Raw genomic sequence first — 22,242 nt, 5'->3', positions numbered from 1 at the left:
AACTTTTTTCTGATTGCCTATCAAGCAGCCGCCAGCAACACCCAATAACCATTCATGTGTGTAGTCACTTTGAGTGAGTAGGTTGACGCCAGCATGCTCAAGACGCGCGGGGTGTCGTCTACGGGGAAGGCTCCAGATATGCGCAACCCGGCAAGCGCGGGCTCTATGCGTATGAAGCCTCGGTGATAGCGGGAAAGCTCATCGATGAAGGCATCCAGACGCATTGCGTCGGCCACCAGCATGCCTTGTGTCCAGGTGGTCAGAGTGCTGTCGGCCACCTTGAGTTTACCGACGGTGTGAGCGCTGAAGTCCAAACTTTGTCCGGCATTAACAATGATGCTGTCATCGCCGTTGCTAGCGGCCGTCGTCACTTTGACGGCTCCCTCCAACACGGCCAAACGTGTTTGACTGGATTCTCCGCGTACGTTGAAACGGGTGCCCAGTGCCTCCATTTGCCCTTGCGCGGTATTGATCCGGAAGGGGCGTGTAGGGGAGTGGGTATCCGGTGCGGTTTGGGTGAGAATCTCACCATGACGCAAGACAATTAGACGCTCGAAGTCGTCAAATTGAACATCAATAGCGGTATCGCTATTAAGTGTCAGTTGGGTGCCATCTTCCATCGCGAGGCTGCGACGTTCACCGATGGAGGAGCGATAATCAGCGGTCCAGCCTTGAGTTTCGTTTAACTGCCAAACAAGCCACGCCACGGGTGCGACCGTCAGTATTGTCGCGAGACGGCCCAAAGCCGCACGGCGTTGAGGGTTGGCAGGGCGGTCCAATGCAGGCATCGCCAGTGAATGCGGAATGTTGCCTAGCTTACCCAGCAGCCGCTCTGCACGGTTCCAGGCCCGCTCATGTTCTGTGCTTTTAGCGCGCCAATGTTGCCATTGAATATGGTCTTGATCGGTGATGGATCCAGCACTCAAGCGCATCAGCCATTCCGCTGCTTCCTCCAGAATCACAGGGTCAATGGGCGCGTTATCTTTAAGATAAGAAGACGACATTATTCCATGACCGCCAGGCACTGAATGAATGCTTGCTTCATATAGCGTTTGACCGTGATCAGCGACACCCCGATCTCTTGGGCTATGTCCGCATACTTCATGCCGGCAATCTGTGACAGTAGAAAAGTGCGCTTCACCAGCGGCGGCAAGGCGTTAAGCATGGCGTCAATTTCATGGAGTGTTTCCAGAATGATCAAGCTGCTTTCTGCACAAGGCACATGTTCTTCGGGAAGCTCTGCCAAGGCGGCGAGGTAGGCTCGTTCGAGGGCCTTGCGTTGGTACCAATTGACGAGGATACCTTTTGCGATACAGCTCAAATAAGCCCGCGGCTCTTCAATAATCGGCAGTGACTTGGCGGCCAGGATTCGGATGAACGTGTCCTGCATCAGGTCCGCCGCATCCATCGTGTTACCTATTTTTTTTTGCAAAAACGCATACAGCCAGCCCTGATGCTCGCTGTAGAGAACCTCGACGTTGCGCAGGTGATGCTCATAGGTGGATGGGAAAGAATCAGTCATTGGATTATTTTATTAGTGATAATCATTCTCGATTGTAGTTTGTCTGCCACCTAGTCTGCAAGCGCTGCAGGCTTATCGCGTTGCCTGCAATTGTTACTGCGCCAAGCGTTTCAAGGCGTCGATGAACTTATCGATTTCTTCTTCGGTGTTGTAGGCATGAACAGATGCGCGGGTCACTTCATGTAAACCGCGTTGCTGCATGTCGATCAGCGTTGAGTACATGCCGGAGGTCGACACGTTGATCGGTTTTGGCTCGGTGCTCAGGCGCTTCTGCAATTGCGCAGAACCATGTTGTTGCGAGGTAAATGTAACGATGCCTGAACAGGCCGCGGGCATATCCTGGAGGCTGTAGCCTTGGGTTTGCGATATGGATTGGCGCAGGTACGTCGCCAGCGACTGAATACGTTGCCATATCTGGTCTAGGCCTACATCAAGCGCATAGTCAGTCGCCGCTCCTAAGCCGAGTTTCGCGGCGATATTGCATTCCCAGTTTTCAAAACGGCGGGCGCCCTCGCGGATTTTAAAGCTGCTGGCAGTCAGCAGCGAAGCCGAGTGCAGGTCGAGAAAAGGCGGTTCCAGACGCTCACAGAGATCTTTTTCAACGTATAAAAATCCCATGCCCCGCGGCCCCCGCAAGTATTTACGACTCGTTGCGGTGAGCATGTGACAGCCGATCTCTTTTACATCGAGTGGCAGTTGGCCGGCACCTTGGCAGGCGTCGAGCAGAAACAACACATCGGCTTCGCGACACAGTTTTCCGATCTGTACCACCGGCTGAATCGGGCCTCCGTTTGTAGCGATGATAGGCAGAGACACCAGCACCACGCCGGGCCGGTTCAGCCTTGTTTGCAGCGCTGATAACGAGACCTGGCCGGTTTCGTCGTTAGGGATCACTTCGATCTCTATGCCGTAGCGCTGCTTGAGTTGCAGGTAGGGAATGTAGTTACCGGCATACTCGGTGGTCGAAGTCAGGATGACGTCACCGGGCTTGAAGGGGATCGCATAGAACACCATATCCCAGGCCCGAGTGGCGTTCTCGATAACGGCAATCTCACGGGTCTCGGCGTTGATCAGTCGGGCAATCGAAACATACACAGCTTCGAGTTCTGGAGCTGCAGCTGCTGCTGCTTCATAGCCGCCCAAATAAGCCTCGTTGTGCAAATGTCGGGTGACGACATCAAGTATCGGGGTGGCAGTTAGCGAGGCTCCAGCACTGTTGAGGTGAATGACCTGCAGAGTGCCGGGCGTGTCTGTGCGTAACTTCAATAGGTCGAGCATGGCGATCCTCGTGCGGGTAGATTGCAGGTTTAGGGGGCCTGTTTGCTCGGTGATACTTGTTCTGGAGCGGTCATAGTGGGCCAGTACCGAAGTGCGAGAATCGGTAGCATCGCAATGCAATAGGCAATGGCGACAAAGTAATAGATGTATTGCAGGCCATAGATCTGGCTCAGCAATCCTCCTACGCAAATCCCGGCAATGGAGGCGAACTGCGAAATGCTTTGGGCGATGCCCAGCACGTGACCTTGCTGGGTGTTATCCGCGGTTTTCGATATCAAGGCCATCAGCACTGGAGTGGTTGCTCCTAACAAAACACCCCAGACAAAATAGGCGGCAATGAACAGCAGCGGCTGACGCGTCATGCCCGCCAGAGCGGTAAGCACGGCACAGGCGATGACCACATAGCTGATGCGCTTCAATGTGTCGGCTTTGGATAGGTGTTCGAAGTGCCTGGACCATGCGGTTGCTGACAAAATGAAGCCCATGGCCAGCAATCCGTAGCAAAGCCCAACAATCGAATTATTCACCTCAAAGATAGAGCTGACATACAACGAGAAAGAGGTTTGCGGGAGCATGCGGGCCAGCAAAAGAATGCCCATGACGCCGAGCAGCGACAACATGTGCTTGTTCCGCCACAGGTTTTGGGGGGCAACAGCTTGCTCGGTTGCAGGCAGCGTTTTTTTCACGGGAGCAACATCCGGCAATGTCAGTGCAGCTACCACTGTGCAGATCGCGCATATCACTGCTGCGCTGATATTGATCCAGAAAAAGTTGGTGTAATCGAGGATCAGACCACCCACCACTGCACCGAGTAAGGAGCCGACATTGGTTGATATTTGCAGGATTGCAAACAGGCGAGCCCGACGTGCCGGAGTTTCGATACTCACGCCATAGGCCTGTGCTGGCGCAATGTAGCCAGCACAGGCTCCCTGGATGAAACGCAGCAGCAAAATCACGGCGATATCATTCGACAACGCGAGACCCAGCTGCGTCAGGGAAAGCCCAGCCAATGCCCGAATCATCATCAGCTTGTGGCCGTAACGATCCCCAATCCGGCCCCACAAGGTGCTGGTGAGCATGATGCCGAGCATTGGGCCGACATAGACTGCGATGCTGGCGAAACTGAACAGCGAATCTGAGGTTGTCAGTCCCCGCAGGTACACTGGCCAGAATGGCCCACTCATTTCCATGGCTCCCATGGACACCAGCTGAATCACGAACAGCAAATAGATCAGGATAGTGATACGAGAACCTTGAGAGGCACCTGCACGGAACATGAATTAGCCTCGCAAAGCGGATGTGCTGAGTGGGTTGGTCAGGGTGTGTTGCAGCCTGTAATCAGAGTACTTGAGCAGGTGCATTCTCAACAGTGAGCGTGTTGGCCAGGGTTCGAGCAGAAACGCTCTATGCTCGGTATCCCAGAAGCTTGGGTCAACACGGTCCTTGATGGCAGCGAATGCGTGTTGTGTCTGTTCGCTCAGAATGTCCCATAGACGAGTGTCTTCTATCGCATATTCACGGCTCAAGGCCAACGCCATTTCATGTAGATGGCTCAGGAAGCAGGCGTCGATAACGAACATGCGAACCGGTTCGATATCATCGCTGAACACAGTGGGCAGTATGCCCGGCTGGATATGAGGGGCCAGGCGATGTCCGCGTGCTTCCAGCAACGGTGCATAGGTGCGTCCATCGCCGAAGTCGCGGATCAACACGCTGCGGGCGATGCCGTCTGGCGAGAACACAATCATGGTGTTCTGTTGGTGAGCTTCGAGTCCGATACCGTACAGCATATAAATTGCGATAACCGGGTGGGTCACTACTTTGCAGTACTGGGCGAACCAGGTTGTGACCTGCTCATGGGTCGCCAGTGTTCCGTCACGTTCGATCAGGTCGGTAAACAGTGGTCGCTCAGTCTGCGGTAAGCGCGTGAACAGACTGGCTACCGTGATCGGTAGACCTTGGTCGGTGCGCTCAAACGCTTCGCGGCTGCGGCGAAAGACCACAGACAGATGCTTGCCTGGGTTGTCGTCCTGAGTCACGGCATGTTTGAAGCGCAGGCCAATTTCCTCTGGGAAAATTTCCAAGGATTGATCAAAGCTGTTTTCGGCTTCGAGAATTTGTGTGATCACTTTACTGATTCTGGGGCCCATGTGGATTGATTTGGCCTGCAAGCTGCGTTGCTCACTGGTCATCCATACGGCTATCGGCAGCTTGATCAACGGCGCGCCACCCGCCTGGGCAGGCATCATGGTGCGGTACGACATGGTTGGAAGCGTTTCGATATCCGGGCCTTCTGTTATTAAGATGCCTTCTTCGATTTCTGCTGCATAGGTACTGAGCACATAGTTGTTTAAATGCCAGGAGTGGATCGGCAACGGCCACCACTCATTTTCGTTCAGATCTCGGGCGTTGAGTGCGGCCTTCCAGCGTTGCCAGTGGGCGGGGTACTGACTGGCGAACCAGCTGTGATAGTCGCGTACGTGAGGCATCGACTCAGATGCCAGCATATCTGCGCGCAAGGCGGCAATACGCAAGGTTACCTTGGCATTGAACTCTGGTGAAAACTGTTCGACCTCTTCAGGCGTCATGCCGGGACGGGCCTTCCATGTCGGGTAGTAGGGATGTCCTTCAAGAGAGCCCCATTGGTCCAGCAAGATCGCGGCATCTTGGGTGCTGCAATGTTGTCGCAGATAGTCGCTGAAGCCAAGTCCAGTGGTGCGTGCCGCTGCGGCCAATTGTTGGTTCCAACCGTGCCGATACTGTCTGGCCTGAATGTCGTTTTGGACACTGTTTTCGACGTCGGCTTTTAGGCCTTCCACGCCTTCATCTGTGGGCGAAAAGTCGAAGCTTGAGCGCAGAGCATCAATCAATTGTTGATGGGTTCGGATAGGCACGCGTGTAGCGTGTTTCGCGTCGATCAAGACAACTTCGCCGTCGTTGCAAACGGTATTCGCCGGGGCCATTTGGATGCGTTCAAAAAGCAGAGTCGCGTCTGGCAAAGGGAAGGTTGCCGAGTGTCCATCCTCGCTGACGATCAGCTGGGATCGATCGAGAATACCTTCGGCAAATAGGCAGCGGATCAGTCGGCGCAGGGCATTGTGGCGTGAGAATTCCATCGTATCGTTCAAGGCTTGCATAGTTTAGGTCCGCTCTCGTAATGGCAGAAAAAGTGGTGTCAGGCGCTGTGTGGCCATGTGCTCGGGAAATAATCCAGCGCCGAGTCGCGTAGGCCCTGCATGTACGAAACACTCCAGTTCAGTACCTCTTCGATGTGCGGTACTTTCAGCTCTAGACGTCTGGCCATTTCAACCAGTAATACCAGGCCGTAGGCCACGTCCTCGTTGAATGCTCGGCTTTCACGCTCAATCACATAGCCAGGTCGGTTGTCGCCTGCCGGAACCATAGGCGCCAATATTGAGTTGTAGGCCTGGTTGGTGCGTAAAATTGAGAGCATGGTGCCCGAGTCGAAAATCTGCGATCCGTAGGCTTCGACGATTTCCTGCTTGAGGGGTTTTACCGAAGAAAGGTCGAGCCCCAAGTGTTCGCTTACCGCCTTACATAGATGCTGACTTTCCTCATCCATGCGCTCGAGAAAGTAAGCGCCTAATTCCGGACATTCATTCCACCAACACATGCGCTCGGGGAAAATTCGCTGGTGCCATTGGCCGTAAGGACCGATCAAACCGTAGATAACCGAGCTGTGCATAATCGGATTTCCAGGCGTCAGGGTTATTTCGAGATAGTTGTCCAGCAAGATCACACACGGCCCGTATAAGGTTGTGAGATAACCCAGCAGCGCGCTTCGTGAGTGGGCGGTTTCACGCGCATGAGTGGCTATATAGAGTTGGCTCTTACCGCCACCCATCTTCACCGACTCACCGGGCACGAGGTCGAAGGCGGTGTGAGGCACATCCTTCATTCCCCAGATGACCACATTGGGTCGGTTTATGAATGTTGCCTGGGCCAGCCAGTCAAATCCGCAGAACCCTGGTATCGCTCCGACGTAAACGGGTTTGTGTGAGGGCAGATGAGGCTCAATGGCTCTGAGTATTTCAGTGCGCGCATTGGCGGGTACGGTGATGACAACAATGTCGGCGTCCTGCACTGCGAGTCGTGCATCATTGGTGACGATATCCGGCTGGCCGATAAGCCTGCTTGCATCAGGCAAGATCGCATTCATCTTGATTTTACGTGTGTGCTTGTCGACAACTTCAAGGTTGTTGGTCAGCAACGAGACATGAATGTTTTGATGTTGCTTGAACAGAATCGCGTTGAGGTGTCCGGTTCTGCCTGCGCCACATATAACGACGTTTAATTTAGCCAATGGGGTGTACTCCTGTGCAGGGCTCACGCGACATTCAACTGAAGAGTAGGGGAGGCGTATTCGAGCAAATGTGCAGTGCCCAGCCAGTCATCCAACTGGCTCCAGACGTGCTGGTCGGTTAAACCTCTTGCTTCAAGCCAGCTATCGTTGAACACCGTATGCAGGTATTTCTCACCACCGTCGGCTACCGGAACAACGACGTTGCCGCCGATCACGCCTTTGTGCACAAGCTCCAGTGCCTTGTAGATGACGCCTCCCGTTGAACCTCCGACCAATAGCGCTGTATTACGGGCGATGTAGCGTGCGGTTTCGAATGCCTGGGAGTCTGTGACTTGCATGCCTAAGTCAATGCAGCTGTAGTCCAGCACCAGGCCTACAGTGTCGCCTGCTGGTGTGCCAGTCCCGGATTGGTAATAGGGGTAACCGGGCTGGCCGAAGACAATCGAGCCTGCGGGTTCGACGGCGACCATGACCGCATCCGAGTTGTGTAGCTTCAGGCCGCGAGCAATGCCTGTCATTGAACCACCCGTGCCAACGCAGCCGACATAGGCATCAATTTTCCCATCAACCTGTGCAACGATTTCGCGGACGAAATCCGAATAACCACCGGCATTAGCAGCGTTATCGGATTGATTCATAAACACCGCTCCGGGTATCTCCATCGCCAGTTCCGCAGCCAGCCGTTGCCGCTCGACAACGGCGACTTCGTCTTCTTGATAGGTGCCGGACACAAAGCGCACATCAGCGCCTAAGGCTTTCATCACTGCAATCTTGTCTTGGGCTGCGTGATGGTCGACCACGGCGATGAACTGTAAGCCGAACTCCACGGCCGTCATGGCCAGACCGATGCCGGTATTTCCAGATGAGGATTCGATAATGACGCCGCCACGCTTCAGGCGACCTGACTTTAAAGCGGCCAGCACCATATTTCGGGCCATCCGGTCCTTCATGCTGCCACCCGGATTATTTTTTTCTATTTTCAATAACAACCTGGAAGCGGTGTCCGGGATGGATAGGGCGAGCATTGGGGTATTGCCGATCAGACCTGAAACTTTATTAAGTATCATGAAGCGCTCCCTTTAGTAGTCAGGTGAAAACGTAAGGTGGTTGTCTGCATTGCAAGTTGCGGTTATCCGCGTGGGATGCGGGTGGCGATGAAATTGGTTTTCCAGTAAGTCCATTTGATACCCAGCGGTGTTGACATAAACCAACAGGTCGCCGGTTTGTGGGGTGACATGAAATGGAATGAAGCGTCGGCTAAGAACGTCATCGTCCAGGCAGCTATGGCCGGCGATATATGCCTGCGTGGGGCTTGCAGACGACGCTGATTGGGTGCTGATCAGAATGGGGTCGAGCATGAATTCAGAGTTGAACCAGGTCTCACACGCGCTGAAGCTACTGCCCTCGACAAACAGCACATATTTCGCGTCCTCAAGGTGCTTAACTCGGGTAATCCTGAACAGCGAAATTGCGGCTTGATCGACCAGGCTCCGACCCGGTTCTAGCGCCAGAATAATGTCCTGCGCTTGAAGGTACTGGGCGACAGATTGCTCAGGCGCAACACAGGTGTTTAGTAACTGTTGCAGCCACAGGCTGGGGTTTATCTGCGTACCGTAGGGATAGAAAGAGTTGGGTATTTGATTGCCGTGGTAGTGGCGGGGCAGATGCTGGTTTTTTAAGAATGACTCAAAGATATCTTTATCTACATATTGCATCGGCAGGCCCCCACCGATATCAATCATGCGAGGTGACAGGCCTAAGACTCGGGCCTCATCGATAAAGGGCACGATTTCCCTGAATGCCTGAGCACGGTCTTCACAGCGATAACCACTGAGATGGAAGTGAAAACCATCAAACTCGATCACGGGCGATTGCGTGATGCGACGCAGGCACTCCGATAACTCCTTTTTGCCCATGCCGAAACGACTTGTTAGAGCGTCTTGAGGTCGATAGCGCAGTAAAACTTTAGCGCGTAAGCCGCTGGTTAGATTCAGTGCGGTTGCATGCAGATGCTCGAACTCTTCCAGCGAGTCGACGCTGATCAATGCGCCTCTCAAGATAAGCGCTTGATGAAACGCCTCGGTCTTTGCCGGTCCGGTTGCACACAGCCGCGTGGCGCAACCTCCCGCCGCCAGAGCGTCTTGGAATTCATAAAGGCTTGAAACGTCTACGCCGATCTTGGCCTCGATGGCGGTACGAATCAGTGCATGTGATTTATTTGCCTTGGCCCCATAAAAAATTTCAAAACCTAGATTGTGAGCCCGCAGAACTGAGCACATGTGCTCCACATTTTCCCGCATAGCGTGGGGCCAGACGATATTAAGTGGCGAGCCATGCTCTTCGACCAGACGTAAAAGCCTGTCAGGGGTTTCATAAATAAACTGCTCAATAATCGGGTCTATCAAAGGCTCAAGTTGCGTCGGCGAATGTGCATTAACAACTCGCGAAGAGAGTTCAGGAGTTCTCGGCATCTCCTAGCTCCCCAGCGTGCAAGAAACGTTAAGTAGCCACTGACTTGCTAGCAGATCGGAGCTGCTGGGGCGTACCTCGGGGTGGCGAACACGATCACGCGAATTACCAATTTTGAACAAGTGCATACCAGTCATCCTGTTGGTACTGAGGTGATAGGGCGACGCCATTTCTGGCCAACATCACTGTTGTTAAGAAAGCCGGGCTAAACAGCCATGAGCTAGAAGTTGCCAATTTGCTAGATGAGAATCGTATTGATAATGCGAATGATAATCAACTATAGTTTTCGAGTATTTCAATTCCTGTGCTTTTCCCCGGGGGAGGTAGAAACGAAGTGCTCCAAGGATTGGCTGCAGTTACCAGCCATATGCCGGTCGAGAAGGGTTTGATCAGTTATCCATTATCGAAGCTCGCCAAGGATCAGAATCATGAAAAACGACGCATGCTTAGCTCAAATGGAGCAACCACTTACTTATTTGTTCATTCCTGGGAATAGGGCGGAACGGTTTGCCAAGGGTGTAGAAGCAAAACCTGATGCAATCATTCTTGATCTTGAGGATGCGGTGCATCCGCAGAGTAAAGCCGCAGCGAGAACCGCTGTACTGGCTTGGCACGAAAGTACACCGTCGACTTTCAGCGAGCGTTACATTCGTATCAACGGGATGCTCAGCCCTTATTTGCGCGAAGATATGGCGTGGTTGCGTGACATGCGCCATGCGGACCGCTGTACAGGGATTTTTTTGCCCAAAGCCGAAGACCCAACATTGCTTCGTCCGGTCATTGAACGCCTGCTGGAGTGGAACCCGAACCTGCGTATTGTCGCGATCATCGAGACGGCAAGAGGGGTGCAGAACGTTCAGGCTATTGCGCTGCTTGCAGGTGTGAGCCGCCTGGCATTTGGCTCACTCGATTACTCGCTGGACGTTAACTGCGCACAATCTCCGCAAGCATTTCTGCTGGCGCGCAGTCAGATTGTTCTGGCTTCACGCAATGCTGGATTGCCAGCGCCCATTGATGGCGTGACCCCAGAGATTCACGACGATCAGGTGTTGATGGAAGACACGAGATACGCAAGAAGCCTCGGGTTTGCGGCCAAGCTATGTATTCATCCTCAGCAATTGAATACCGTGCATGCCTGCCTGCTTCCTGATGCCAGTCAACTCAACTGGGCGGATAAGGTTCTGCAAGCAGCTGCCTGCGAGAATCATGCGATTAAGATCGACGGAAAGATGGTCGACCTGCCGCTGATCGAACATGCCGAGCGTATTAAAGCCTTCTCACAGGCCCACGACCGTCGCCGCCAATAGCGCCTTATTCAATATTTTCAGGGGAATAAGCATGCATAGGAAATGTATTTTGGCGGCAAAAACATGCAGCCGCGAGTTCTATGATGTCGTTTTGAGGCCCTTGGTCGATGTTCGGCAGTCCGAGCGGGTAGACCTTCAGTGTGTCCAGCGACTGGCTCGTTCAATCGTTCGAGAGGGGCGCTGGTTAGAGCCCATTGTTGTGGAACGCGCGAGCGGTATTGTGATGGACGGAAACCATCGGTTCACTGTGGCTAAAGTGCTGGGTTTCGAAACAATCCCGTGTATCGAGCTCGATTATGATGACCCACGTGTTTGTGTGCATGACTGGCGCACCGGTGCTTGTTTTGATGTGCGGAAAATTTTCGACACGCTCAATCGCGGAGAGATTTTTCCCTACAAAACCACTCGTCATACCTTCAGCCCGGTACTGCCTAAAACATCGGTTCATTTGGGGCACTTGGCCCCCGTATCAACGTAAGCCGATTGCTGAAACGCTGCGCATGGGCCAATACCGAGAAGGTAAGCCCCCTACCTTTCTGCATTAGCCTTTACGTGGCCGCCTCGCTTACGCCATGCATCACTAACTGTCGAAGTAGTGGTGGCGAAGCGAGGCTCGCCGCTACCTGTCTGTGTCCAATACGCTGAGCAGCTCATAAGCAGCTTTGACTCTGCTTGGGATCGGGTAATTCTTGTTCGCCAGCAGAACAATGCCAATTTGTTTTGCCGGGATATAGACGACGTAAGCACCGAAGCCATTGGTCGAGCCGGTTTTGTTAATCAACGAATTCGCCTGTGGCGGGCGTGGCGTTTCAAACCAGTTGGCCTTATGTGGCTCAAGCGCCATCTGCGATGAGTTCCCCGATAGCAAGGTGTTTAGCGCAACTGGGTAGGTGTATAGCTCCCAGCCGAGGCCTTGGGTAAGCTGCCCGGCTTGGTAATAGCTGGTTTGCGTTAGGTCGATTGCCTTTTTCAGTGCAGGCTCGAGCGCCTGCGGTTGCAGGTTCAAACGGACAAAATGCAGCAAGTCCTCGGCGGTAGTTTTCACGCCATAGGCTTGCGATGCCATTGCGCCCGGGCCGACTCTGGCAAGGTTATTATCCTTTGTATAGCCTTGGGCGTAGCGGCTCATTTGATCCTGTGGAACCTCAATGTAGCTGCTCTTCAGCCCCAATTTGGGAAACAACGTTTTTTCCATCAAGTCGTCAAACGGCTGGCCAAGGCTCTTGGCCGCCGCGTAACCAAACAGGCCCAGGCTTGGGTTCGAATACAGCCGTTGCTCAGCGGGCGCAAACCTTGGTTGCCACTGTTGGTAGTAGCCCATCATCTTGTCTGCGGCGTCCGCTTCATTCGGAAACTGCAATGGCAGCCCGCCTGCGGTATAGGTCCCCAGGTTAAGCACGCTGATATTGTCAAAAGCACTGCCGTGTAATTGCGGCACGTAATGGTTGGCGTTATTCGACAACGACAATGCATCTTGTGCGACAGCGTAGCCGGCGAGTGTTGCGGTGAACGTTTTGCTGACCGAGCCGATTTCGAAGAGTGTGTTTGGCGTCACAGGCTGCTTATCGGCTTTGGATGCAACGCCGTAGCTAAAGTAATGAGCCTTGCCATCGACGAGCACCGCCACGGCCATACCGGGAACATCCTGGCTTTGCATGAGCGGCTGAATGATTGCGTCCACAGACGTTTTCAATGCGCTCGACGACGGGTTCGACGCGAGGCAATAACCGCTACCAAACGTCCATAAGGTGCTGGTTAACAGCACAACTCCAAAGCGGTTTTTACTGAGCATGTTCTCGCAAGTTTCCTTATTTCGTGGCTACAGACTGCATAACGGTTGATCGATGTAACTTACAGCGAACGCCTTTATCTTGCCTATTCTAAACGCCTGCTTGAGGATAAAACTGCCGATTGCCAATGACGGCATCGTCCAGTTGTTATCACCCGGATGACAACTTTCAGCGGCTAACCATGTCGAGCTCATCCGGGCGTAGGGTCAGCACTGATACACCGTCAGCCGTGACCGCAACGGTGTGCTCGAACTGCGCGGAAAGTGCGCCGTCTTTGGTCACAACAGTCCAACCGTCGGCTTTAGTCCTGACCGCTCGTTTGCCTTGATTGAGCATTGGCTCGATCGTAAAAACCATGCCTTCCTGCAACACAAGGCCAGTCCCCGGTGTGCCGAAGTGCAGCACCTGTGGCGCTTCATGCATCTCTCGGCCGATGCCATGGCCACAGTATTCACGTACCACAGAATAGCCGTTGCGCTTGGCGTGGCTCTCGATTTCTGAGCCGATATCCCCAAGCCGCGCTCCTGGGCGAACCGCTCGAATACCTTTCCACATAGCTTCGTAGGTGACCTCAACCAGCTTTTTGGCGGCTGGGCTGACCTCGCCAATCAGATAGGTTTTGCTGGAGTCTGCGATATAGCCGTTTTTTTCGAGGGTGATGTCGAGGTTAATAATGTCGCCATCCTGAAGCACTTTTGATGGCGATGGCACGCCGTGGCAGACCACATCATTCACCGAGCAATTCAACACGAACCCGTAGCCATATTGACCCTTGCTGGCAGGGCGGGCCTGAAGCTCATCGACGATGAATCTCTCGACCCGTGCATCGATTTCAAGCGTTGACATGCCGGTGAGTGGCGTTTGATCGAGCATTTCGAACACCAACGCGAGCAGCCGCCCAGACTCGGCTAACAATGCCAGCTCTTGAGGCTGCTTGATCATACTTCACTCACCATCAGTGCTGGGCTGGCAATACCGGCAGTCTCGAGCTCGCGCGCCATGATTTGATTGAAGCTGAGCGTTGGGTTCATCTCACTTAACATGCCGACCCGGATCCAGTAGGCCGCTTGTGCGTTGATTGAGCGATATGAAACCTTGACTGCCTTGCGCACTTGATCGTGTAAATCATCTTCTATATTGACAATGCCCATCAGTAATTCCTTATATGTTTGATATACGAATCGTATGTATGTTATGTGTTTTATGCCAAGCAGAAAAGCCCGGGTGTAGCCTCAGGTGTAGTACTGGGGCGTCATCGAGCTAGCGGAGAAACTTGCCATTGCGCTTCAGAATGGGCCCAGTGGGGCACGAAGAATGATGCCGAACTGAAGTGCACTCGGCGCATCAGTCCCAAGCCCTTGCGCAAATGTGTGACACTGAAATTTGAACAAACCACAGTGTTGGGGGGGTACATGCAAAGCATCGGGGTTTTGGGAGTAGGGGCGCTCACTGAGAAGGTCGTTCGCGGCTTGCGTCGGAGCGGTTACAGCGGCGCTATAAGACTGTCTCCGCGTAACCAGCAGCGTGCGCAGGCATTGTCTGACGAGTCTGATTGCCAGGTGATGCCAGACAACCAATCGGTAATTGATCACTCGGATATTGTTATCCTCGGCGTTCGCCCCGACGTAGTTGGGCAGCTTGCCGAAGAAGTGACGGTGGCGCCTGGTAAGACCTTGATATCAGTGGTCGCAGGTATGACGTTAGCTTCATTGGCGCAACACTTTCCCGACGCGCAAGTAGTTCGAGTAATGCTTTCCTATGCTGCCGAGATCAACAGCACCACGGTTGTGATCTACCCGCACAACGATCTTGTTGAGCAATGTATGGCGCCACTGGGAGCCTCGATTTTGCTGGACGACGAGGGTGCTTTTGAACTGGCGACTGTTGCAGCGTGCATGAATGGCTGGTTTTATTTCTGGCTACAAGATCTTCAGCAATGGTTCGTCGATCAAGGAATGCCAGAAGCCCAAGCAAAACAGCTGGTGCTGAGCAATATGCAGGACTGCCTTGCCAGCGCTAAACACCAGCCGGATGCAGGCTTGGCTGCCATGGGCCGGGCTATCGCTTCGCCGGGTACTTTCACCGACAGGGGTGTCGAGTTGCTTCGAAAGCATGAGGTGAGTCGGCCTTGGTCCACCGCGTGCGACGCTACGCTGCAATGGCTTACGACAGATTCCGCGGGTAGCAAACCTAAGGCGGGCACAGATTAAAGCGTCAGTGGGGCGGGAAATTTTTGCTTATTCACCCGCCCGCGACTGACAGCTTTTAATCCAGGCTGCGGTGATGACGAGGTCTTTTAGGGAAAAGACCTCGATGAATTCAAACACAGCCGCTTGGGCTAGACCCGTGTTTGCAGCCAGGTTCGGAATCTACATCCAGCCTTGTTCTTTGTAGTAGCGTACTGCGCCTTCATGCAGAGGCGCTGTAAGGCCAACTTTGATCATGTCTTGTGCCTTCAAGTCTTTAAACGCCGGGTGTAGGCGTTTGAAACGATCAAGGTTGTCAAACACAGATTTGACGAGTTGATAGACCAACTCAGGATCAGTGGTGGACATGCTGGCCAGCACCGCTTTGCCGCCTATTGAAGGGACGGGTTTGTCGACGCCAGGGTAAATACCGGCAGGGATACTTTCCTTGGTGAAATAAGGCGTTTGACTCAACATTTTGTCGATCGCTGGCCCCGTCACAGGAATAAGCTTGGCATCGACATTGACCAGGGCTTCTTGGATTGCTCCGCTTGGATGGCCGACCACATAGGTGATGGCGTCAAGGTTGTTGTCGCCGAGTGCTGCTGCCATTTCCGCAGGCTTAAGTTCAGCCGCTAGCGAGAAACTGTCGTTTGTCCAGCCTTCAGCCGCCATGACTTCATCAACTGTATCTCGGCTACCGGAGCCTGGCACGCCGATATTTACACGCTTGCCTTTGAGGTCTTCGATTGAGTTGATCTGACTGTCTTTGCGGGCGACGACGGTCAAAATTTCGCTCTGCAACGAGAAGAGTGCACGTAGCTTGGTTTGTGGGCCTAGCTTATCGAAAGGTGCGAGGCCTTTTTGTGCCTTGTATTGGTGGTCTGACTGGATAAAGCCGAAGTCATATTCACCGCCATTGAGCGCGACAATGTTGCTCACGCTACCCGCCGTTGAGGTGGCGTTACATTTGATCGGCGGATTAACTTCTGCACGATTGAGAAACCGGCAAATTGATTGGCCGCCGGTGTAATACACACCCGTTTGACCGCCAGTGCCAATGGTCACATAGCGTTCTGCCGCGAAGGTTGGAGCGGCCAGACATAGCCCGGCTAGTGCGCTGATAAGAAACCGGGTTTTGTTATTTTTCATCGGTATGTCCTCTAGTTTTAATTGTTTGAACAGCGTCTCTTTTATGCTCGGTCTTAACTATCTAGATGCTCCTGAGCCCGCTAACGAGCACGAACCCAGGCTTGTAAAGTGGAGAGGCTTAGCTGGCGCGTGCGGCAATGACCATGATCTCAACCAGTACATCTCCCGACGCCAAGCGCGCTTCAACTGTCGCCCGGGCTGGCGCGCAGTCTTGTGGTAGCCAGTTGATCCACTCCTGGTTCATTGCCGCAAAATCTTGCTCGATGTTTTTAAGCCATATTTGTGCGCTCAGCAATCGGTTGCGATCAGAACCTGCTTCAGCCAGCAAGCTGTCAATCTTTGCCAAAACTTCAATGGTTTGACCAGCTACATCAAGCGAGCGGTTTGTAGGGACTTGGCCTGATAAAAACACCAGTTCACCGAAGCTGACGGCGCCTGATAAACGATCATTGGTTTGCATGCGTTGGATATTCATAAAACTCCCTATTAAGTGATGATGACGGGCTTATGTGCGTGTGAGTCCGTCCAGGCAGATGGGGGATGGCGCGGTGTCAATCAGGTTCGCCAATACATCGGCACTGCCGCAGGCAAGTGTGAAGCCTAGGCTACCGTGGCCGAGGTTTAGCCAGAGATTGTTAATGCCACTTGCACCCAGCCATGGCGTGCCTTGGGGAGTGGCCGGGCGTAAACCTGCCCATGCTGTTGCGTCCGCAAAGTTACCCGCGTCAGGAAAGCTAAGTGTGGCTAGATCGCGTAACTGCTTGATTCGACGAGCATCCAAATTGCTATCCCAGCCGCCGACGTCAACCATGGCGGCCACCCGAAGCTGATCGTCCAGGCGGGCGTACACGACTTTGTTGTCGTAGTCGGTGACATTGGTTTCGGGCACTGATTTTTGTGTCTCGCGTTTACCCGCTTCGAGTTGCAGGCTGAGGCTGTAGCCTTTGAGAGGATAGAGCGGCACATCAATACCCAGAGGCTTGAGCAGCGCCAGACTGTGCACGCCTGCTGCGACAACAAGGTGATCCACCAGGTGGTCATCGCCGCAATTCAGTTGCAGTGCCTTGACCCTGCCATTGCTGATGCGCAAGCCTTTAACGTCGTAGTTGGCGTGCAGCTTGAATGCGCTATTGGCTTGAAGCCGTTTAAGCAATTGTTGGCAGAACCGATAGCAGTCGCCGACTTCATCTCCTGGTGCATAAACACCGCCATGCAATTCACTTGCGATACCTGCAAGTGCGGGCTCGGTCTCCAGACACTGCTCAGCGCTGAGTAGTTGGCGATTATCGTCTGCAGGAGCCTTGCTCGCTTTTGCCCAGCTGTCGGCTTCGCGGTAAACCACCAGCTTGCCGTTTGAGCGCCAGGCAAAGTTGTCGAGCCTGTCTTGCTCACGCCAGGTACGCAGTACTTTTTGGCTGTGCAGGGCTAAACGCAGCAAGTGGGCTGTGTTGCGTTGATTGACCGAGCTTCTGCACGCTGCCAGAAACTGCAGGCACCAACTCCATTGATGCCGGTTAAATTGAGGTCTGAAGCGCAGAGGTGCGTCGCTGCGTAACATCCAGCCAAGTGCTTCCAGGGGCACGCCTGCATCGGCTAGAGGAGAAACATAGCGGTAACTAAGCTGGCCGCCGTTGGCAAAGCTGGTTTCCAGCCCGACCTCGTCACGTCGTTCAATGAGATCGACTTCATGACCTTGGCGTATTAGGGCATAGGCCGTCGTTAAGCCAATGACGCCTCCTCCGATCACCGCGACTCGCATGTACACACCTCATACCAGATTGGTTTTCAGGGTATGTAAATGCATCAGCTTGAAACCAATGAAAGATTGCAGGTAGGCCATAACCAAAAGCTATGCTATTGGACTGTAATTGGAGGAAGAAAGCATGCACTTGCGTCATATCGAAGTATTTCAGGCGATTCTGCAAACCGGTAGCGTCACTGCTGCGGCAGATTTGTTGAATATCTCTCAGCCGGCAGCCAGCAAAGCATTGAAGCATGCAGAGTTGCAGTTGGGGTTTCGGTTATTCAATCGCGTGCGTGGCAAGTTGGAGCCAACCGTTGAAGCGAGGATCTTGCGCAACAAAACCGAAAGCCTATCGGCTGACTTGCAAAGCCTGCGGCGCCTGGCAAGCAATCTCAAACAAGGGGCCGAGAATACGCTGCGGTTAGTGTCAACTCCGGCTTTGGCGCAGCAGCTTTTGCCAATGGCGCTCAGTCAGTGGCGCAAGAAACACCCGGGCGTCAGTTGTGAGTTGGCGACCCAGCATTCCGCCGAGATGATTCAGCGTTTGTTATTGCGTGAGGCGGATATTGGCTTGACCTTGCAACTGGTTGAGCACCCAGGGTTGCAGTGCGAGTTACTCGCACAGGGTTGCATGCAGTTAATCGCGTCGGCCGGTTGCTGGAGTAAAAAACAGTGCGATGAGCCGGTTTACTTGCAGGACCTTGCTGGGGCTCCGCTGATTGGTTTGGACACTCGCGATGCTTTGGGCGGTTTGATCGGTGAGCATTTGCGGGCACTGCAACCCGCTCCGAAAATTAATACCTGGGTGCAAACCTATCAACTGGCTGGCGCCTTGGTCATGGCCGGGCAGGGGATGGCTTTGGTTGATCCGCTGACCGCAAGAGTTGCAGCCATGGGCGGCGCTCAGATTCGTGTGCTGGAGCCAAACCTGGTGGTTGGCTTGTACCTCTTGCGACGCGTGGGAGAAGACTATCCGCGGATTCAGCAATTGCTGATCAAGCAGGTCGGTGAAGTCGCGGACCGTCTAATGAATGAGAAAATCTAACTAGAATATTTAACGTGGCCAGAGCGCTGTTTTAACTTTTGCAGTTAGCTCGTGTGCGCTTGGCAAAACCTGTCTCTGTGCAGGTAAAAAGTTCGCATCGAGGCTTCGAGACGATGAACCCTTGGCGTTTGAGAAAGTCATAAAGGGAAATAAATCGAGAGATAAGCATCATGACCAAAACATCCGTGTTTCGCCGACTTGCAGCAAGCCTTGCTGTTTTCCATGTGCTGATGATTGTTCAAGTGCCGATGGCAAATGCATCAATGATTGGCACCTCCGAGGTGCTGGCCGAACATCAACAGCAAGTCGACCGGCAACAGCTGCTGGGCATGCTCGATGAGCAAGGTGTGCAAGAAAAACTGCATAACCTCGGGGTTGATCGCGACACTGTTGAAAAACGTATCAATAGCCTGACCAATGCTGAGCTTGCCCAGTTCAACCAACAACTGGATCAAGCGCCGGCGGGCAGCGGCGTCATCGGTATCATTGTGTTGTTCTTTGTAATCTTCATCGTTACCGATATGCTCTGCGCTACCGACATCTTCAGTTTTGTGAAATGTATAAATCGATAACCAAGCTATTCGTACCAATCGTACTCACTATTCTACTTTCAGCTTGTGCGCAATCTCCGGTGTTATCACCAGAGATTGCGCAGTTGCCTGAGCGAGTGGAACTTAGTGATGTGCCATTTTTTCCGCAGACCAAGTACCAGTGCGGCCCAGCTGCGTTGTCGACCATGCTGACTCAGCGTGGCATCGCTACTAGCCCCGGTGTGCTCAAAGATCAGGTTTATATTCCAGGTCGTGAAGGCAGCTTGCAGATAGAAATGGTGGCGGCTGCACGAACGCACAACATGCTGGTGTATCCACTGCAACCTAAGCTTGAGTCGATACTCAACGAAGTTGCTGCCGGTAACCCAGTACTGGTGCTGCAGAATCAGGCATTTGACTGGTATCCACAGTGGCATTTCGCTGTGGTTGTGGGCTTTGACACCCGCGCTAAAACACTGATCTTACGCTCTGGCACGACACGTCGCTGGGTCACTGACTTTGCCGGTTTCGATGAAAGCTGGGCGCGTGCTCAGCGCTGGGCGGTGGTTACTATGCCGCCAAATAAATTGCCAGCTAACGCTGAGCTGCAAACCTGGCTCAAGGCGGCAAATGATCTAGAGGAAACCGGTCGTAAGCAGGCTGCACAAAGTGCTTATCGCACGGCAACTCGGCATTGGCCGAATGAGTCGTTAGCGTGGTTTGCCATGGCCAACAGTCGCCACGCCAGCGGGGATGCTGTGGGTGCCGAGGCCGATCTGCGAAAAAGTGTGCAACACAAACCTGACTTTGCTGCCGGTTGGTTCAACTTATCGCAGGTATTGGCGGAGCGTGGCTGTGGGCAACAGGCTGTGCAGGCGCAGGCGTGCGCAAAACAGTTGGCGCCTAAAGATGAGCGGTTTAGTTCGCCATTGAAAGTCGGCACGCAAGCTGCCGGGCAGTGTTCTGTATTGCAGGCCTGTTCGGTCGTGCAGTAACGCTTTGAGGATATAAAAAAACGGCGCCAAATGGCGCCGTTTTCATTGGGCTTATAAAACCAGGTTTAGAAGCCGAACTTGTCACGCAGGCTGTAATACCACGCGCCCATCGCCGTGAAAGGTACACGCAACAAGCGCCCGCCTGGGAATGGGTAATGCGGCAGGCCAGCAAATGCGTCAAAGCGTTCCGCCTGGCCGCGTAGCGCTTCGCCGAGTACTCGGCCGGCGAGGTGGGTGTAGGTCACGCCGTGTCCGCTGCAGCCTTGTGAGTAGTAAATGTTGTCGCCGATACGGCCAACTTGCGGTAGGCGCGATAGGGTCAGCAGGAAGTTACCGGTCCATGCGTAGTCAATCTTCACGTCTTTAAGCTGCGGGAAGGTTTTGATCATGTTCGGACGAATGATGGCCTCGATGTTGGCCGGGTCGCGCGCGCCGTAGACCACACCACCACCGAATACCAAGCGCTTGTCGCCAGTCAGGCGGTAGTAGTCGAGCAAGTAATTGCAGTCTTCCACGCAGTAGTCTTGCGGCAAAATGCTCTTGGCCATTTCATCAGACAACGGCTCGGTGGTGATCACCTGGGTGCCACATGGCATTGATTTAGCGCTGAGTTCAGGCATCAAATCGCCTATGTATGCATTACCCGCGACGACTACGAACTTAGCCTTGACCCGGCCTTTTGGCGTATGCACAACAGGGTTCGCACCGCGCTCAATGCGTGTCGCTGGCGACTGTTCGTAAATCACACCGCCCAGTGACTCAACAGCCGCCGCTTCACCCAGTGCTAGGTTAAGGGGGTGAATGTGGCCGCCGCTCATGTCGAGCATGCCGCCAACATAATTGTCAGTCGCCACCACCTCACGGATACGATTGGCATCCATCAGCTCAAGCTGAGTGTGGCCGTAGCGTTCCCAGAGCTTTTTTTGCGACTCAAGGTGAGCCATGTGTTTGCGGGTGTTGGCTGCGAAAACGCCACCATCTTTGAGGTCGCACTGAATGTTGTACTTAGCGACGCGCTCACGAATGATGCGACCGCCCTCGAAAGCCATCTGGCCAAGCAATTGCGCTTGCTTTGGGCCGACGGTGCGCTCAATCACGTCGATGTCGCGGCTGTAGCTGTTTACGATCTGGCCGCCGTTACGGCCAGAGGCGCCGAAACCGACTTTTGCGGCTTCAACAATGCAAACTTTAAAGCCATTTTCGAGCAGCGAGATTGCAGTTGATAGGCCTGTATAGCCTGCGCCGACAATGCACACGTCGGTTTCGACGTCACCATTAAGTTCCGGGCGGGCAGGGACGGGGTTCGCGGAAGCCGCGTAATAGGATTGTGGATATTCCGTGTGCGCCATTTTGCAACCTCTGTTGTTTATTTTTTACGAATAGCCAGATGCTACCCGAGTTAAAAATGCCCGGCTAGTGCTCTTTGAGAAATCTTGAGCCGTCGTCAATGTGCTAAAAAATGCTTTTATTCAGTCGGTTAGCGAAAAAAGTATTGACACTTTTCTGCTCGGACGTAGAATGCGCACCCATTGCAGGCACATAGCTCAGTTGGTTAGAGCACCACCTTGACATGGTGGGGGTCGTTGGTTCGAATCCAATTGTGCCTACCAAACATATCCCGATCTGCACGGGAGCGAAAAAGGCGATCTGAAAAGATCGCCTTTTTTATTGCCTGACAGAAACCTGTTGAGTGTGGGTAAGAGGTGCCTTTGCCCGGCAGCCGCCAGATAGACGTGTTGATGAATCTGAAAACGACGCTAAGTTGTCGATTTTTATGTGCTATAGTGCTGCCTTGATTGAAATCAGTGATTAGTTTTTTCTAGCTATTTCAATCGGTTAGGTGCATTCGGTGATGGCTTCGCAGGTGTTCTGCAGGCGTTTAAGCCAAGTATCTATATAA

At 53.4% G+C, this 22,242-nt stretch carries 21 protein-coding genes and 1 tRNA gene; 7 read left to right on the top strand and 15 right to left on the bottom strand.

Annotated features, from left to right (window positions below):
* Nucleotides 1-20 precede the first annotated feature (20 nt).
* The 8 genes from B9K09_RS13675 to B9K09_RS13640 all read right to left on the bottom strand — a co-directional run bounded on the left by B9K09_RS13675 (nucleotide 21) and on the right by B9K09_RS13640 (nucleotide 9,595).
* Nucleotides 21-1,004 (bottom strand): FecR domain-containing protein, encoded by a 984-nt coding sequence (locus B9K09_RS13675; protein WP_087517340.1) that lies wholly within the window; start codon nucleotides 1,002-1,004, stop codon nucleotides 21-23.
* Nucleotides 1,004-1,522 carry a sigma-70 family RNA polymerase sigma factor gene (locus B9K09_RS13670; RefSeq protein ID WP_087517339.1) on the bottom strand — a complete coding sequence of 173 codons (519 nt, stop codon included), beginning with the start codon at nucleotides 1,520-1,522 and terminating at the stop codon, nucleotides 1,004-1,006. Before B9K09_RS13670 ends, B9K09_RS13675 begins: the two co-directional genes overlap by 1 nt.
* Before the next feature lie 93 nt (nucleotides 1,523-1,615).
* Nucleotides 1,616-2,800 (bottom strand): aminotransferase class V-fold PLP-dependent enzyme, encoded by a 1,185-nt coding sequence (locus tag B9K09_RS13665; protein WP_087517338.1) that lies wholly within the window; start codon nucleotides 2,798-2,800, stop codon nucleotides 1,616-1,618.
* A gap of 29 nt (nucleotides 2,801-2,829) precedes the next feature.
* On the bottom strand, nucleotides 2,830-4,077 hold the full coding sequence (locus tag B9K09_RS13660) for an MFS transporter (protein ID WP_087517337.1): 1,248 nt from the start codon (nucleotides 4,075-4,077) through the stop codon (nucleotides 2,830-2,832).
* A 3-nt stretch (nucleotides 4,078-4,080) separates the two neighbouring features.
* Nucleotides 4,081-5,937, bottom strand: coding sequence for an IucA/IucC family siderophore biosynthesis protein (locus B9K09_RS13655; protein WP_087517336.1), 1,857 nt, complete (start codon nucleotides 5,935-5,937; stop codon nucleotides 4,081-4,083).
* A 38-nt stretch (nucleotides 5,938-5,975) separates the two neighbouring features.
* Entirely contained in the window at nucleotides 5,976-7,124 is a 1,149-nt protein-coding gene (locus tag B9K09_RS13650) for an NAD/NADP-dependent octopine/nopaline dehydrogenase family protein (protein WP_087517335.1), read from the bottom strand.
* Between the two features lie 23 nt (nucleotides 7,125-7,147).
* Nucleotides 7,148-8,191 carry a PLP-dependent cysteine synthase family protein gene (locus B9K09_RS13645; RefSeq protein WP_087517334.1) on the bottom strand — a complete coding sequence of 348 codons (1,044 nt, stop codon included), beginning with the start codon at nucleotides 8,189-8,191 and terminating at the stop codon, nucleotides 7,148-7,150.
* 12 nt (nucleotides 8,192-8,203) lie between these two features.
* Nucleotides 8,204-9,595 carry a Y4yA family PLP-dependent enzyme gene (locus tag B9K09_RS13640; protein WP_087517333.1) on the bottom strand — a complete coding sequence of 464 codons (1,392 nt, stop codon included), beginning with the start codon at nucleotides 9,593-9,595 and terminating at the stop codon, nucleotides 8,204-8,206.
* A 426-nt stretch (nucleotides 9,596-10,021) separates the two neighbouring features.
* Here B9K09_RS13640 and B9K09_RS13635 point away from each other — a divergent pair, with 426 nt between their 5' ends.
* Both B9K09_RS13635 and B9K09_RS13630 read left to right on the top strand, forming a co-directional pair.
* Complete coding sequence (locus B9K09_RS13635; protein WP_218191966.1) at nucleotides 10,022-10,900, top strand: CoA ester lyase; 879 nt, start codon at nucleotides 10,022-10,024, stop codon at nucleotides 10,898-10,900.
* Between the two features lie 49 nt (nucleotides 10,901-10,949).
* Nucleotides 10,950-11,378: a ParB N-terminal domain-containing protein gene (locus B9K09_RS13630; protein ID WP_256574022.1), complete on the top strand. Its 429-nt coding sequence runs from the start codon at nucleotides 10,950-10,952 to the stop codon at nucleotides 11,376-11,378.
* A gap of 141 nt (nucleotides 11,379-11,519) precedes the next feature.
* Here the strand turns inward: B9K09_RS13630 and ampC are convergent, their stop codons facing one another.
* From ampC to B9K09_RS13615, 3 genes are all read right to left on the bottom strand, one after another.
* Nucleotides 11,520-12,692: a class C beta-lactamase gene (gene ampC, locus B9K09_RS13625; protein WP_087517331.1), complete on the bottom strand. Its 1,173-nt coding sequence runs from the start codon at nucleotides 12,690-12,692 to the stop codon at nucleotides 11,520-11,522.
* Nucleotides 12,693-12,858: 166 nt separating this feature from the next.
* Nucleotides 12,859-13,632, bottom strand: coding sequence for a type I methionyl aminopeptidase (gene map / locus B9K09_RS13620; protein ID WP_087517330.1), 774 nt, complete (start codon nucleotides 13,630-13,632; stop codon nucleotides 12,859-12,861).
* Nucleotides 13,629-13,841, bottom strand: a complete 213-nt coding sequence (locus tag B9K09_RS13615; protein ID WP_087517329.1) for a ParD-like family protein — start codon at nucleotides 13,839-13,841, stop codon at nucleotides 13,629-13,631. The genes map and B9K09_RS13615 overlap by 4 nt, the downstream gene beginning before the upstream one ends.
* 261 nt (nucleotides 13,842-14,102) lie before the next feature.
* Here B9K09_RS13615 and B9K09_RS13610 point away from each other — a divergent pair, with 261 nt between their 5' ends.
* The gene (locus tag B9K09_RS13610) at nucleotides 14,103-14,900 is read left to right on the top strand and encodes an NAD(P)-binding domain-containing protein (protein ID WP_087517328.1); all 798 of its coding nucleotides are present in this window, start codon (nucleotides 14,103-14,105) and stop codon (nucleotides 14,898-14,900) included.
* A gap of 159 nt (nucleotides 14,901-15,059) precedes the next feature.
* Here B9K09_RS13610 and B9K09_RS13605 read toward each other — a convergent pair whose 3' ends face one another.
* The 3 genes from B9K09_RS13605 to B9K09_RS13595 all read right to left on the bottom strand — a co-directional run bounded on the left by B9K09_RS13605 (nucleotide 15,060) and on the right by B9K09_RS13595 (nucleotide 17,787).
* Nucleotides 15,060-16,028, bottom strand: a complete 969-nt coding sequence (locus B9K09_RS13605) for a TAXI family TRAP transporter solute-binding subunit (RefSeq protein ID WP_157699359.1) — start codon at nucleotides 16,026-16,028, stop codon at nucleotides 15,060-15,062.
* A 118-nt stretch (nucleotides 16,029-16,146) separates the two neighbouring features.
* Complete coding sequence (locus tag B9K09_RS13600; RefSeq protein WP_087517327.1) at nucleotides 16,147-16,503, bottom strand: RidA family protein; 357 nt, start codon at nucleotides 16,501-16,503, stop codon at nucleotides 16,147-16,149.
* A 30-nt stretch (nucleotides 16,504-16,533) separates the two neighbouring features.
* The gene (locus B9K09_RS13595; protein WP_087517326.1) at nucleotides 16,534-17,787 is read right to left on the bottom strand and encodes a D-amino acid dehydrogenase; all 1,254 of its coding nucleotides are present in this window, start codon (nucleotides 17,785-17,787) and stop codon (nucleotides 16,534-16,536) included.
* 124 nt (nucleotides 17,788-17,911) lie between these two features.
* Between B9K09_RS13595 and B9K09_RS13590 the strand changes: the two genes are divergently transcribed.
* From B9K09_RS13590 to B9K09_RS13580, 3 genes are all read left to right on the top strand, one after another.
* Nucleotides 17,912-18,817 carry a LysR family transcriptional regulator gene (locus B9K09_RS13590; RefSeq protein ID WP_087517325.1) on the top strand — a complete coding sequence of 302 codons (906 nt, stop codon included), beginning with the start codon at nucleotides 17,912-17,914 and terminating at the stop codon, nucleotides 18,815-18,817.
* A 170-nt stretch (nucleotides 18,818-18,987) separates the two neighbouring features.
* Nucleotides 18,988-19,389 carry a PA2779 family protein gene (locus B9K09_RS13585; RefSeq protein ID WP_087517324.1) on the top strand — a complete coding sequence of 134 codons (402 nt, stop codon included), beginning with the start codon at nucleotides 18,988-18,990 and terminating at the stop codon, nucleotides 19,387-19,389.
* Nucleotides 19,374-20,342 (top strand): PA2778 family cysteine peptidase, encoded by a 969-nt coding sequence (locus tag B9K09_RS13580; RefSeq protein ID WP_256574021.1) that lies wholly within the window; start codon nucleotides 19,374-19,376, stop codon nucleotides 20,340-20,342. Before B9K09_RS13585 ends, B9K09_RS13580 begins: the two co-directional genes overlap by 16 nt.
* Before the next feature lie 65 nt (nucleotides 20,343-20,407).
* Here B9K09_RS13580 and B9K09_RS13575 read toward each other — a convergent pair whose 3' ends face one another.
* Nucleotides 20,408-21,691 carry an FAD-binding oxidoreductase gene (locus tag B9K09_RS13575; RefSeq protein ID WP_087517323.1) on the bottom strand — a complete coding sequence of 428 codons (1,284 nt, stop codon included), beginning with the start codon at nucleotides 21,689-21,691 and terminating at the stop codon, nucleotides 20,408-20,410.
* A gap of 184 nt (nucleotides 21,692-21,875) precedes the next feature.
* Here B9K09_RS13575 and B9K09_RS13570 point away from each other — a divergent pair.
* A tRNA-Val gene (locus B9K09_RS13570) sits at nucleotides 21,876-21,952 on the top strand.
* Nucleotides 21,953-22,242: the final 290 nt, after the last annotated feature.

This window comes from Pseudomonas sp. M30-35, assembly GCF_002163625.1.
Classification (GTDB): Bacteria; Pseudomonadota; Gammaproteobacteria; order Pseudomonadales; family Pseudomonadaceae; genus Aquipseudomonas.
Note: the sequence above shows the minus strand (reverse complement) of the source record. Positions and strands in the feature narration are given on the sequence as shown.